The sequence below is a fragment of the Arthrobacter sp. Leaf141 genome, from assembly GCF_001424565.1.
Lineage (GTDB): Bacteria > Actinomycetota > Actinomycetes > Actinomycetales > Micrococcaceae > Arthrobacter.
In genome coordinates this window covers 25,459-38,901 of sequence record NZ_LMOL01000007.1, presented here as the reverse complement: position 1 = coordinate 38,901, position 13,443 = coordinate 25,459, and the positions used below count along the sequence as shown (strand labels likewise).

The window sequence follows — 13,443 nt, the reverse complement described above, 5'->3', positions numbered from 1 at the left end:
AAACAACCTGTAGGCTTCCAGCATGAGACACAATGCACCAGAGAACGATGGTAGCCCGGAGCAGCTGGACGCAGTAACCCTGGGCCGCTTCCTGGCCGCTCTGCCTGCCGGGGTGACAGTGGTGCACCATGCCGGCAACGGTGCCGCGCCGCTGCGCTGGGTGGAGCCCAGCGAACTCGGTGACCCCACGCCGTACCTGCTGGACGGCGAATTTGTGCTGACTGCGGGCCTGCCGTTCCTGGCCGGGGGCCACGCCGGCGATCACCCCGGTACCGGCGGCAGCGGTCGCAGCGGCGGGCTGCGGAGCGGGCCGGCAGCAGGCCCGGACGACGGCGGCACGCACCGCGGCGGCTCCCCCGCCCCGGGTGCCGCTGCGGGCGGTGCGGCGGAGGACGGCGGCACGGCGGCGCAGGCGGACGCGTACGTCCGGCGCCTGGTGGCAGCCGGGGTCGCTGCCCTGGGATTCGGCCTGCAGCCTTACTTCGACGCGGTTCCCGACGCCTTGGTGGAAGCCTGCCGGCGTCACGGCCTGACGCTGGTGGAAGTTCCGGCCAGCATCCCGTTCGCCGCGCTGGGCCTGGAATTCTCCAAACTCCTGGAATCCGGGAACGCCCAGGTGTTCCGGCACCTGGCGGAGACCAACAGGCACCTGATGCGGGCCGTCCTGTCCGCCCGGCCGGAACACGAGCTGCTGGCGGCGCTCACCGAACGCGTGCCGGTGTGGGCTGTCCTGGTGGGGGCGGACGGCAGGGCGCGGGCCCGGGCGGCCGCACAGGCGGGCCCCGGCACCAACCCCAGGGCCGCCGTCGAGCATTCCCTCCTCCAGCCGCTGGTGGCCAGGCTCCTGGCCGGCAGCGGGCCCCGCATCGAAACCGGCTCCGTGGACACCCCGGATCCCACCCTGCTGTTCGGGCATCCGCTGCGCAACACCCGGGACGCGACGCTGGGCGCCCTGGTGCTGGGGGCCGGCAAACCCCTGACGCCAGCCCAGAACAATGTGGTGTCCGCCGTGGTGGGACTGCTGGAGCTGCTGGTCCGGCAGCGGACCAGCGGCTCCCTGGCACCCAGCCAGCTGGCCACCGCCCTGCTGCTGCACCCGGACAGCCTGGCCGGTAACAGCTCCCGCCGGCTCAACGCCCTCAAGGACCTGCTGGCCCAGAGCGTGGGCGGGACCCGGTCGGCCCCGGTCCGCGTGGTGCTGGGGCTCCGGTCCGGCACACCGGCAGCGGCTCCTGCCGCCACGGAAGGCGCCGTCCGCGACCTGCTGCACTGGCGGCGGATTTTCGACACCAAGCTGGTGGAACTGACCGATGACGGCTTCGCCACCGTGACCCGCCTCAAGGTGGACGGGCCGCTGCTGGCGGAGGTGGAGCAGCTAGGGTGGCGGCTGGTGGTGGGCGCCCCCACGGAACTTCCGGGCCTGGCTGCCGCCTACCAGCGCGCCACCGCGCTTCGCCCGCGGGTCCTGGCCACCGCATCGACGGTGCGGGAGGAAGACCTCACCTGGTCCGTCGCCGGTTTGCTGGGCGCCGACGCCGGCGCGTTGCTCGCCGCCCGGCTGCTGGCCCCTGTCCTTGAACAGGAACCGGCGCGCCGGGACGCGCAGTTGCTGGTGCTTCGCTCGTGGCTGGCCGCCAACGGCAGCTGGGATGCCGCGGCCAAGGACCTGGGCCTGCACCGCAACAGCGTCCGCCGGCAGATCACCGCGCTGGCGGAACTCCTGGACCTGGACCTGGCGCAGGCGGCAGCGCGGGCCGAACTATGGTTTGCGCTGCAGTTTGTGGACTCTGCCGGTCAGTAGCCCCAGTCCCGGTACAGGTCCGGGCGACGCTCGGCCAGGTACGGCACCTCGGCCCGCTCCCGCCGCGCCGCTGCGGGATCAACCTCGGCAAAGAGGACAGTGGCTCCGGCTCCGGCAGCCGCCAGCAGTTTGCCGTCCGGCCCGGCCACCACGCTGCCGCCCAGAAACCGAAGGCCGTCCTCGACGCCGGAATGGTTCGCGTAGGCGATGCTGACCTGGCTTTCCAGCGCCCTGGCGCGGAGCAGCACCTGGGGTACGTCGTCAAAGCCGTGGGCCAGCGCCGTGGGGACCAGGAGCAGTTCGGCTCCGCGCGAGGCCGCGGCCCGTACGGTTTCGGGGAATTCGACGTCGAAGCAGATCACCATCGAGGTGGGGATTCCGTGGAAGTCGACGACGGCGGGCGGCTGGGTGGCGGGGCTGAAGGCCGCCCGCTCGTCCGGGCCGAAAAGGTGCACTTTGCCATACTCCAGCAAGCTGGCGCCTTGCGCGTCGAGGAGGGTGGCGCTGATTTGCCACTCCCCCTGGGCGGTGAGGCGGGGCAGGCTGTACACCAACGCAATCCCGTGCCGCCTGGCAATGTCAGCCAGCCGCTGGCGCAGCGCCGGGAGAATGTCCGGGTCCAGGCCGGACCGGATGCGCCGCGGCGCGTAGCCCACCAGGAACAGTTCCGGGGTGACCAGGACGGCTGCGCCCCGCGCGGCGGCGGTGGCTGCCGCGGCTTCAAGGGAATCGAGGTTGGCATCAGGGTCAAGGACTGCGGCGTTTGCCTGCAGGAGTGCCAGCAGCACCGCTACCACCTTCCATCGCGGGACGGCCGGGGGATAACGGCCTGGCTCCAGCCTAACCAGCGCGCGCCGGGATGCGTCCGGGCCATTTGCACACGCAGCATGCCATCGGGGGCCGAATCGTCCTATGACCAAAAAGTTACCGCTAACCGACGCATGCGTTAACTTCTTGACTACAAGCCGGGAAATAGGGCACTGTACATAGCATGTCCGGAACCCCGCGCTCAACGAGGAGCAAGCCAAAGAATCCCGGCTCACAGTCCGCACTGCGGCAGCTGAACCAGCAACGCATCATCGAAAGCCTGCGCGGCGGGCCTTCAACCCAGGCTGAACTCGCCCGGCAGACAGGCCTCTCCACGGCGACGGTCTCCAACATCGTCAAGATCATGCTGGACTCCGGCCTCGCGTCCACGGAACCGATTACCAGTTCCGGCCGCCGCGCCCTCAACGTGAGACTCAACAGCAACGGCGCCGTGGCCGTTGGCATCGACTTCGGCCGGCGGCACCTCCGCGTGGTCCTGGCCTCCCTGAGCTACCGCGTGATCGCCGAGGAATCCGTGATGCTGCCACTGGGCCACCAGGCGGAGGACGGCATCCAGGCGGCAGTGACCCTGCTGGACAAACTGTTGCGGGAAAGCAACATAGAGCGGACCGCCGTGGTGGGTGCCGGCGTCGGAATTCCCGGCCCGATTGACCGGCGCACGGGAACCGTTGCGCAGGGCGCGATCCTGCCTGAGTGGGTGGGCATCAACATCCTGCAGCACCTGGAAGAGAAACTGCAATTTCCCGTCTTCATTGACAACGACGCCAACCTCGGGGCCTGGTCCGAGGTCACGTGGGGCCGGCACAGCGGCGTCAGCAACCTGATGTTCCTGAAGATCGGATCAGGCATCGGCGCGGGCCTGATCCTCAACGGCGCGCCGTACTACGGCAACGTGGGGATCACCGGCGAGATCGGCCACGCCACCATCCACGAACAGGGCCTGGTGTGCCGGTGCGGCAACCGCGGCTGCCTGGAAACCATTGCCTCCACCACCACCATGATCGAGCTGCTCAGCCGCGGCGAGGACCGCCCGCTGACGCCCGCTGACATCGTCCGGAAGGCCCTGGCCCGGGACCCCGCCACCCTGCGCGTGGTTGACGACGCCGGCCTGTCCGTGGGCCGCGCTTTGGGCAACGTCGCCAACCTGATCAACCCCGAAGTCATTGTGGTGGGCGGGCCGCTGGCCGGGCTCGGAGACCTGCTGCTGGACCCGATCCGCCGGGGCCTGACACGGCACGCAGTCCCCGTCATCGGGGAGACCACCACCCTCACCATGTCCTCCCTCGGGGACCGTGCCGAAGCCCTCGGAGCGGCCGCCCTGGTGTTCCAAAATGCTGGCATCAGGAAAAACTAGACCATTTCGTTATCCGGTAATTGCGTTCAAGACTTGACGACAATAGCTGTGATCCAGTTTACTTTTGCATCAGACGGCCCTGCGCTTTGCCGGCCGGACAACGGAGTCATTTTTTAATGGAGGTTAGGGCCCATGACGTCCCAGACCACGCACACGGACCCTGTCATCCTCGAGATGCGGTCCATCACCAAAGAGTTTCCCGGCGTTAAAGCCTTGTCGGAAGTCAGCCTGCGGGTAAAGGCCGGCGAAGTCCACGCCATCTGCGGCGAGAACGGCGCCGGCAAGTCGACGCTGATGAAAGTCCTCTCCGGGGTCTACCCGTTCGGCAGCTACGACGGCGACATCGTCTACCAGGGCCAGACCCAACAGTTCCGGGACATCAGGGCCAGCGAGCAGGCCGGCATCGTGATCATCCACCAGGAGCTGGCGCTGATCCCGGAGCTCTCCATCATGGAGAACATCTTCCTGGGCAACGAACCCACCAAACGTGGTGTCATCGACTGGGCCGAGGCCCGCATCCGCTCCACCGAACTCCTGGCCCGGGTGGGCCTGCGCGAAAACCCGGACACCCCCATCAAGGAAATCGGCGTCGGCAAGCAGCAGCTGGTTGAAATCGCCAAGGCCCTGAACAAGTCCGTGAAAATCCTGATCCTGGACGAGCCCACCGCAGCGCTGAACGAATCCGACTCCCAGCACCTGCTGGATCTCATCCTGGGCCTGAAAGGCCGCGGCATCACCTCGATCATCATTTCGCACAAGCTCAACGAGATCGAACAGATCGCCGATTCCATCACCATCATCCGCGACGGAAAATCGATCGAAACGCTCAACGTCAAGGCGGACGGCGTTGATGAGGACCGGATCATCAAGGGCATGGTGGGCCGCACCCTCGAGTCCCGGTTCCCGGACCACACCCCCAAGATCGGCGAAGTCTTCTTCGAAGTGAAGGACTGGACGGTGGCCCACCCGCAGATCCAGGACCGGCTGGTCTGCAAGGGCTCCAACTTCTTTGTCCGCCGCGGCGAGATTGTGGGCTTCGCCGGGCTGATGGGGGCCGGCCGGACCGAACTGGCCCGGTCCGTGTTCGGCAGGTCGTACGGCCACTTCGTTTCCGGCCAGGTATACATCCACGGCAAGGAGACGGCGCTCAAAAACGTTCCCCAGGCCATCGACGCCGGGCTGGGCTACGTCACCGAGGACCGGAAGTCGCTGGGCCTGAACCTCCTGGACGACATCAAAACCACCACCGTTTCGGCCAACCTCCAGAAAATCAGCAAGCGGAGCGTTGTGGACACCGACAAGGAGTTTGCGGTGGCCGAGCAGTACCGGAAGTCCCTGCGGACCAAGGCCCCTTCGGTCCAGGAAGGTGTGGCGAAACTTTCCGGCGGCAACCAGCAGAAGGTGGTCTTGGCCAAGTGGATGTTCACCGACCCGGAGCTGCTGATCCTGGATGAACCCACCCGGGGCATCGACGTCGGCGCCAAATACGAGATTTACGGCATCATCCAGCAGCTCGCCAACCAGGGTAAAGGCGTGATCGTCATTTCCTCGGAACTGCCGGAGCTCCTGGGACTCTCCGACCGCATCTACACCATCTTCGAAGGCGCCATTACCGGCGTCCTCGACAAGGCGGAAGCGAGCCAGGAAAGCCTGATGAAGCTCATGACCTCCGCCCGAAAAGCCGCCTAATCCTCTGGAGCTTTCCAGAACCTTCCAGATACGAGGACCGAAACAATGAACGCGCTCAAGAAACTCTTTGGCGGCGACACCCGCCAGTTCGGCATGATCTTTGCCCTGGTGGCACTGATCCTGCTGTTCCAGTGGCTCACAGGCGGCATCACCCTCACCCCGGGCAACGTCATCAACCTCTTCAACGGCAACTCCTACATCCTGATCCTCGCCATCGGCATGGTGCTGGTCATCATCGCCGGCCATATCGACCTGTCCGTGGGCTCCGTGGCAGCCTTCGTGGGCATGGTGGTGGCGATCGCCATGCGCGACTGGAACCTGCCCTGGTTCCTCGCCATCCTGCTGGGCCTGGGCCTGGGCGCCCTGATCGGTGCCTGGCACGGCTGGTGGACGGCCTATGTGGGCATCCCGGCGTTCATCGTGACGCTGGCCGGCATGCTGATTTTCCGCGGTGCGCAGCAGTTTGTGGGACAGTCCAACTCCATCCCCGTCCCGCGGGAATTCCAGTTCATCGGCGCCGGCTACCTGCCGGAAATCGGCCCGAACACCGGCTTCAACAACCTCACCCTGCTCCTGGGCCTGGCGGCAGCCGCCTTTGTGGTGATTGGTGAAGTCCGCCGCCGCCGCTCCGCCAAGGCGCTGGGCGCGGAGGTTCCGGAAACCTGGGTCATGGTCCTCAAACTGGTCCTGATCTGCGGCGCCATCCTCTACGCCACGTACTTGTTCGCCACCGGGCGGCCGGGCACCTCGTTCCCCATCCCCGGCCTGATCCTCGCCGTCCTGGTCCTGGTCTACGGCTTCATCTCCTCCAAGACCGTTGTGGGCCGCCACGTCTACGCCGTGGGTGGCAACCGCCACGCAGCCGAACTGTCCGGCGTGAAGTCCAAAAAGATCAACTTCCTGGTGATGATGAACATGTCGATCATTGCCGGCCTGGCCGGCATGATCTTCGTGGCCCGCTCAACCTCTGCAGGTCCGTCCGACGGCACCGGTTGGGAGCTGGACGCGATCGCCGCTGTCTTCATCGGCGGCGCTGCGGTGACCGGCGGCGTGGGCACCGTAATCGGCTCGATCGTTGGTGGCCTGGTGATGGCCGTCCTGAACAACGGCCTGCAGCTGCTCAGCGTCGGCGCTGACTGGCAGTCCATGATCAAGGGCCTTGTGCTCCTGGTGGCCGTGGCCATCGACGTCTACAACAAGTCCCAGGGCCGGGCCTCGATCATCGGCCTGATGATGAAGAACTTCAACCGGTCCTCAAACGGCCCCGGCACGCCGCTTCAGCCCGATGAAGTCACCTCCACCAAAGCAACCATTTCCCGGGAAGCCTGAGTACTCAGCTTCCCGTCCCACCACCCCATAAAAGAAAGTAGCGAAAACATGCGAATGTTTGGAAAAGCAGGGAAGGCGGCAGCAGTTGCTGCCATTGCAGCACTGGCGCTGACCGGCTGCGGACGCGCCGAAACACCCTCGACGGGCGGCTCCAGCGAAGGAACCGGAGGATTCGCGCAGGACTCAGCCATCGGCGTCGCACTTCCCAAGAAGACCAGCGAGAACTGGGTCCTGGCGGAGAAGCTGTTCAACGACGGCCTCACCAGCGCCGGATTCAAGCCGACGGTCCAGTTCGCCAACAACGGTGTGGCCGAACAGCAGAACCAGATCAGCGCCATGATTTCCAAGGGCGCCAAGGTCATCATCGTGGGTGCCCTGGACGGGTCCCAGCTGGGCACGCAGCTCCAGCAGGCCAAGGACGCCGGCGCCACCATCATCGCCTACGACCGCCTCCTGCTGAACACCGAGAACGTGGACTACTACGTGGCGTACGACAACTTCAAGGTTGGCGAGCTCCAGGGCCAGGCCCTGCTCGACGGCATGAAGGCCAAGAAGCCGGCCGGACCGTACAACATCGAACTGCTCGCAGGCTCGCCTGATGACGCCAACGCGAAGGTCTTCTTCGACGGCGCCATGAAGGTCCTCAAGCCCAAGATCGACGACGGCACGCTGAAGGTCCTCTCCGGCCAGACAACCTTCGAGAAGGCAGTCACCCAGGACTGGAAGGCTGAAAACGCCCAGCGGCGCATGGACACCCTCCTCACCGGTTCCTACGGCACCGAATCCCTGGACGGCGTCCTCTCCCCGAATGACACCCTGGCGCGTGCTGTCATCACGTCCGTCAAGGCGGCCGGCAAGCCGCTCCCCGTCATCACCGGCCAGGACTCCGAAGAAGAGTCCGTCAAGTCGATCCTTGCGGGCGAGCAGTACTCCACCATCAACAAGGACACCCGCAAGCTCGTTGAGCACGCAATTGTGATGGTCAAGGACCTCCAGGCCGGCAAGACGCCTGAGATCAACGACGACAAGTCCTACGACAACGGCGTCAAGACGGTTCCCGCCTTCCTGCTGCCCCCGGTGATCGTCACCGCGGAAAACGTCAAGACGGCCTACACCGACGATCCGGTACTCGGCCCGCTGACCAAGTAACACCACGCACCGGACAGCCCGGCTCCCTTCCACGGGGGCCGGGCTTTTCCGTGCCCGGATCCGGTGCCCGCAGCCTTCACAGCCCAGGCACAGGTCCGGCCGGTTTGTTGCACAGGATGGCCCGCGAGTGTGGATCCGACGCCGGCCTTCCGTGCCGGCACCTGATCCATAGGAGTAACGTGAGCGTCCTTGCCCGCAGTGTAGGCAACGCCTTCAGAAACAAGGTCCGCACGGCCGCCGTGGTGGCAGTGCTGGCCGTTGCCATCGGACTGGCCCTGGCCATGCTGGTGGCCAACCAGGCCGTTGGCGCCAAAGTCCAGGAACTCAACGCGTCCGTGGGGACGGTCCTCACCGTAAACCCTGCCGGTGGCCAGGGCTTCGAAGGCGGCGGCGAGCCGCTCACCGCCAACCAGGCAGCCACCGCGGCGGCCGTGCCCAACGTCAGTGCCGTCGTCGGAACCTCATCCCTGCGCCTGCGTAACGCCACCGAAGCTGCGGCCCAGACCGCTGCCGGCGGCCAGGGCGGGCCGGGTGGCCAGGGCGGGCCGGGTGGCCAGGGCGGGCCCGGCGGCCAGGCCGCGGCAACCCTGACCACCAGCCTAACCGCGGCCGTTGACGCCGGCACGTTGGGGAACCGCAACCAGGCAAGCGGCACCACGGGCACCACCCAGCCGGTCCGGTCGCTGCCCATCACCGCCACCGGCGTCGGCGCCGAAGTGGACACCGCCGGCAAGGCCCTGAACATCACGGAAGGCACCGGGCTGGGCGACTACTCCGCGGAATCCACCAACGCGCTGCTGGGGACCACGCTGGCCGCGAAGAACAACCTCGCCATCGGGTCCACGTTCACCATCAACGACCAGACGTACACCGTGGCGGGCCTGTTCGACGCCGGCACCACGTTCGGCAACAACGCCGCCTACCTGACGCTCCCCACCGCCCAGGCCCTGGCCGGGGTGCCCGGCGAGCTGTCCAGCATGATTGTCACCGTGGACTCGCTGGAGAACGTCGACACGGCGAAGACCGCGCTGCAGGCCGCCCTCGGCACCGACGCGGCGGACGTCACCCAGGGCCAGAACCTTGAGACCGCCGTCAGCTCGCTGGGCAGCGTCAAGAACATTTCCTTCATCGCTTTCATCGCCGCCCTCGGCACGGCCGGACTGATCATCCTGCTGATCATGGTGATGCTGGTCCGCGAGCGCCGCCGGGAAATCGGTGTGCTCAAGGCCATCGGCGCGCCCAACCGCACCATCGGCCTGCAGTTTGTCCTCGAAGCCCTGGTCCTCGCGGCCCTGGGCAGCGCGGCTGGAGCCATTATCGCCTCCTTCGCCAGCGGCGGCATCGCCTCGGCACTGATCAGCACCAACACCACCAGCACGACGACGGCAGCCACCACCGGGCGCGGCGCGGCCATGGCCGGGGCTGCCGGCGGAGCGGGGATGCCCGGCGGCGGCGCAGGATTCCCCGGCGGGCAGGGCGGTCCGTTCGGCGGCGCTTCCCAACTGCTGACGTCCGTCACGGCGAGCGCCTCGCCCGGCGTGATTGCCGGCGGAATCGCCGCAGTCTTCGGTGTGGCGATCATCGGCGCACTGGTGCCGGCCCTGCTGACAGCACGCATCCGTCCCATCGAAGTCCTGCGAGGAGAATAGCCATGATTGAAGTCAAGAACCTGGTCCGCACCTTCAACTCCGGTGACCGCACCATCAAACCCGTCAACGATGTCAGCTTCGAACTCGCCCAGGGCACCCTGGCCTCCATTGTGGGCAAGAGCGGCAGCGGAAAGAGCACCCTGCTGTCCCTGCTCGGGGCCCTGGACAAACCCACCAGCGGCGACGTTGTGGTCAACGGCGTGAGCCTGGCCAAAATGCCGGACCGGAAACTGACGGAATACCGGCGCCGGGACATCGGGTTCGTTTTCCAGCAGTTCAACCTGATCCCAAATCTGTCCGCCGTCGATAACGTGATGCTGCCGATGGAATTCGCCGGCCTCCGCAGGGCTGCCCGCCTGCAGCGGGCCAGGGAGCTGCTGGAGCAGGTGCAGCTGGATCCGGAGAAACACGGGCGGCGGATCAACAGGCTCTCCGGTGGCGAGCAGCAGCGCGTGGCCATTGCCCGCGCACTGGCCAACGAACCCAAGCTGATCCTCGCGGATGAGCCCACCGGCAACCTGGACGAGCAGACCGGTGACCACATCATCGAACTGCTCAGCAGCCTCCGCCGGGAGCACAACACCACCATCCTGGTGGTCACCCACGACAGGGCATTGGCCAACAAGACCGACAGGCGCTTCCGCCTGCAGCAGGGCAAGCTGACCGAAGAGCCGGTCCGCGCCAAAGCCGTGGCTGGTGCGCCGGCCTAGTTCCGGGCGCCGGGTGCAGCGGGGCGGGGCCCGCAAGGCCCCGCCGCTCAGGCATGTCCGACGCCGGCGGGCCCCTGCCTGAATGAGAGGATGGTCACCATGACTACGCCCATCGCCACGCCGTGGCTGACCAGCCAGTCCGATTCCGATCCCCGCTCCGCCACCGGCAAACCGCTGCGCTGGGGCATCATCGCCACGGGCGGGATCGCCAGGTCCGTGACCGGGGACCTGGCGATGCTGGCGGATGCGGAGCTGCATGCCGTCAGCTCGCGGAGCCAGTCGTCCGCGGACGCCTTCGCGGCGGAGTACGGGGTGGGGCACGCCTACGGTGACGACGGCGGTGTACCCGGCTATCAGCGGCTTCTCGCCGATGATGCGGTGGACGTGGTTTACGTGGCCACCCCGCATGCGCAGCACCACAAAATCGTCCTGGCGGCGCTGCAGGCCGGAAAGCACGTCCTCTGCGAAAAGGCCCTGACCATCAATGCGCGTGAGGCCGCCGAGCTGATCGGGATGGCGAGGAGCGGGAACCTGTTCCTGATGGAAGCGGTATGGAGCAGGTTCCTGCCCTCCATGCAGCGAGCGTTTGAGATTGCGGCGTCCGGCGAACTGGGAGACATCCACTGGGTCACTGCCGACCTGGGCTTCCCGGCCCCCTACTCCCCCACGGCCCGGCTTTGGGCCCGGCAGGACGGCGGCGGAGCGCTGCTGGACCTGTCCGTGTATCCGCTGCTGTGGGCTTTGGGAACCCTGGGGTTTCCGCAGACCGTCAGTGCCACAGGTGTGGTCAATGACGACGGCGTTGACGCCCAGAATGCCATGACGCTCGGCTACAACGGCGGCGCCCAGGCTCAGCTCACCTCGTCCCTCCTGGCGCACGGGCCACGGACCGCTACCGTCGCCGGAAGCCTGGGCTTCCTCCAGACCGTAGGATCCATCAATAATCCGCGTGAAATCATGATCGCCAGCGGCTGGGATGACCGCCGGACCGAAACGTTCGAGACAGTTGGCCGCGGGTACACCTACGAGCTGCGGGAGGTAACCCGCTGCATCCAGCAGGGCCTGACCGAAAGCCCGGTCATGCCGCTGGACGACTCTTTGAACACCATGCGCCTCTTCGACGGGGTGCGCGGGCAGCTCGGCGTCAGCTACCCCAACGACCGGCACTGACGGCGGCCTTCCTGTACCTTCCCAACCGCAGGTTTGCCACGGATGTTGTTCGCCGAACATTGGTCCAGACTCTGGACTTTCCCGGCGGAACGGTCTTAGGCTGGGGTTTCGTCGAATGCGCCGTCACTGGGGGTGGTATGCATGGCAGGAACCCGTTCGCCATGGCATGCCCTGCGCCCGATCCTGCTGGCAGGTGCGGCCGCCGTCACCTGGCTGACCCTGTCGGCCACCGCGTCTTCGGCCGACGTCCTTTCCGACGCATCATCACTTCTCGGTGAGACCACCGGATCTGTCTCGTCGGTGGCCAAGAAATTGACGGAGCCGGCCGGGACAGTTGTCCGGCATGCGCCGGATCCGGTCCAGCAGACCATTCCCGTGGCTCCGAAGCCGGTCTCCGTTTCACCCAAGCCTGCACCGGGATCATCTGACCGCGGCCTCCTCAGTCCGGTGGCAGGGGGCGTCTCCGGTCTCGCCGATAACGTGGCGTCGTCGCTGCCCATCGTCGAGCAGGTGGTCTCGGCAGGCACCGTGGCGACTGTCACCACGCCCGTGGCCACCGCAGTTGATGCGATCACGGTGGCAGTAACCGAAGTGGCGTCCGCACCTGTGGCCGGCTTCCCTGTTCTGGAACCTGTGGTGAGTCCCGTTGCCGAGGTGGTGGCCGGCGTCGCGCCCGTTCTGGACCCAGTCGTCGCACCCGTCACGGAGATCGTCACCGACGTCGCACCCGTCACTCAGGTACCTGCGCCGGCAGAGGTCCGGATTCCGGCCCCGGCAGGAGCTCCGGTTCCGGTGGTTACGGAGCCTTCAAACGTTGCAGCGCCGCTGACCGCCGGCCAGGAGAGCAGCGGCTCCGATCCAGCCGGAGCAGCGGAATTGAACACCGCCGCCATCGCCGTGCCGGCTTCAACCCGCGCCATCGTGGCGGTTCCTGTTGGTGGTTTGCTTTCCGCAACGCCTGCGGTGTCGGCAGTTCCGGCGGTTGAGCCAGCATCGTCGGACGGACATAACCCGGGTTTCCCTGCCCCTGAGCCCGTGCAGCTACCGGCCGTTTCAGGATCGGGCGCAGCCAGCAGCGCGTCGTCAGCCAACTCCGCGGGCGCCCCCGCTTGGCTGGCCTCGATTGAACTTCTGCTCCCAACCCTCGGCGCAACTGTTGCAGCAGATTTCCTGGAGCACGCAGTCTCGCCGGTGTCTTTCGACCCCGGATCATCTCCCGACTAGTTGAGCGACCTTCTGCCCCAGGGCGGAACGAGTCCATCTGGGTGCGGTTGCGCCCACCAACAACTTTTCAGGAGAAAAACCATGAGTTACAACCTTCGCAGGGGGCTGCTCGGCACCCTCTTTGCCGGCGGGCTTCTGGCCCTCGGCTGCACGGCGGCGAACGCCGCGGACACAACCAATGGATCGGATCTTGCAGCATCCGCGTTTGTAAAGGCCACTGCCGGATCCGATTCCAAGACGGTTGATGCCAAGGCCACTGTCGCGCTGACCGGTGGGGACAAGGGGCAGACCGCACCGTCCCAGGCCAACCTGCTTGATGCTGCTGTCAATATCGATCTGGGCGGCAATGGCGGATCCTCCGCACCGACCACCACACCCGGCGGACTCGTAGACGCCGTCGTGGATGTGGACCTCGGCGGCAATGGCGGATCCTCCGCACCGACCACCACACCCGGCGGACTCGTAGACGCCGTCGTCGACGTGGACCTGGGCGGCAATGGGACAGCGCCCACTAGCGACACCACACCCGGCGGACTCGTA

The 13,443-nt window shown here is 66.6% G+C and carries 10 protein-coding genes and 1 pseudogene; 10 read left to right on the top strand and 1 reads right to left on the bottom strand.

Features of this window, described 5'->3' with window-relative positions; translation table 11 throughout:
* Positions 1 to 22 precede the first annotated feature (22 nt).
* On the top strand, positions 23 to 1,801 hold the full coding sequence (locus tag ASF72_RS07875; protein WP_056597893.1) for a PucR family transcriptional regulator ligand-binding domain-containing protein: 1,779 nt from the start codon (positions 23 to 25) through the stop codon (positions 1,799 to 1,801).
* On the opposite strand, the gene ASF72_RS07870 is transcribed toward ASF72_RS07875, so the two are convergent.
* Complete coding sequence (locus ASF72_RS07870; RefSeq protein ID WP_056597891.1) at positions 1,795 to 2,589, bottom strand: nitrilase-related carbon-nitrogen hydrolase; 795 nt, start codon at positions 2,587 to 2,589, stop codon at positions 1,795 to 1,797. The two genes, ASF72_RS07875 and ASF72_RS07870, sit on opposite strands and share 7 nt — an antisense overlap.
* Positions 2,590 to 2,792: 203 nt before the next feature.
* Between ASF72_RS07870 and ASF72_RS07865 the strand changes: the two genes are divergently transcribed.
* From ASF72_RS07865 to ASF72_RS20015, 9 genes and pseudogenes are all read left to right on the top strand, one after another.
* Positions 2,793 to 3,983 (top strand): ROK family transcriptional regulator, encoded by a 1,191-nt coding sequence (locus ASF72_RS07865; protein WP_056597889.1) that lies wholly within the window; start codon positions 2,793 to 2,795, stop codon positions 3,981 to 3,983.
* Positions 3,984 to 4,115: 132 nt separating this feature from the next.
* Positions 4,116 to 5,672 carry a multiple monosaccharide ABC transporter ATP-binding protein gene (gene mmsA, locus ASF72_RS07860; protein WP_050684875.1) on the top strand — a complete coding sequence of 519 codons (1,557 nt, stop codon included), beginning with the start codon at positions 4,116 to 4,118 and terminating at the stop codon, positions 5,670 to 5,672.
* Between the two features lie 45 nt (positions 5,673 to 5,717).
* On the top strand, positions 5,718 to 7,001 hold the full coding sequence (gene mmsB / locus ASF72_RS07855) for a multiple monosaccharide ABC transporter permease (RefSeq protein ID WP_050684874.1): 1,284 nt from the start codon (positions 5,718 to 5,720) through the stop codon (positions 6,999 to 7,001).
* A gap of 48 nt (positions 7,002 to 7,049) precedes the next feature.
* Positions 7,050 to 8,150: a substrate-binding domain-containing protein gene (locus tag ASF72_RS07850; protein ID WP_050684873.1), complete on the top strand. Its 1,101-nt coding sequence runs from the start codon at positions 7,050 to 7,052 to the stop codon at positions 8,148 to 8,150.
* A 179-nt stretch (positions 8,151 to 8,329) separates the two neighbouring features.
* Complete coding sequence (locus ASF72_RS07845) at positions 8,330 to 9,799, top strand: ABC transporter permease (protein WP_056597887.1); 1,470 nt, start codon at positions 8,330 to 8,332, stop codon at positions 9,797 to 9,799.
* 2 nt (positions 9,800 to 9,801) lie between these two features.
* A complete protein-coding gene (locus tag ASF72_RS07840; RefSeq protein ID WP_056597885.1) occupies positions 9,802 to 10,509 on the top strand; it encodes an ABC transporter ATP-binding protein in 708 nt (235 codons plus the stop codon).
* Between the two features lie 99 nt (positions 10,510 to 10,608).
* Positions 10,609 to 11,679 (top strand): Gfo/Idh/MocA family protein, encoded by a 1,071-nt coding sequence (locus ASF72_RS07835; RefSeq protein WP_056598051.1) that lies wholly within the window; start codon positions 10,609 to 10,611, stop codon positions 11,677 to 11,679.
* Positions 11,680 to 11,820: 141 nt separating this feature from the next.
* Positions 11,821 to 12,903: a hypothetical protein gene (locus tag ASF72_RS07830; RefSeq protein ID WP_056597883.1), complete on the top strand. Its 1,083-nt coding sequence runs from the start codon at positions 11,821 to 11,823 to the stop codon at positions 12,901 to 12,903.
* Positions 12,904 to 12,984: 81 nt separating this feature from the next.
* A pseudogene (locus ASF72_RS20015) lies at positions 12,985 to 13,443 on the top strand (hypothetical protein); the annotation flags it as partial.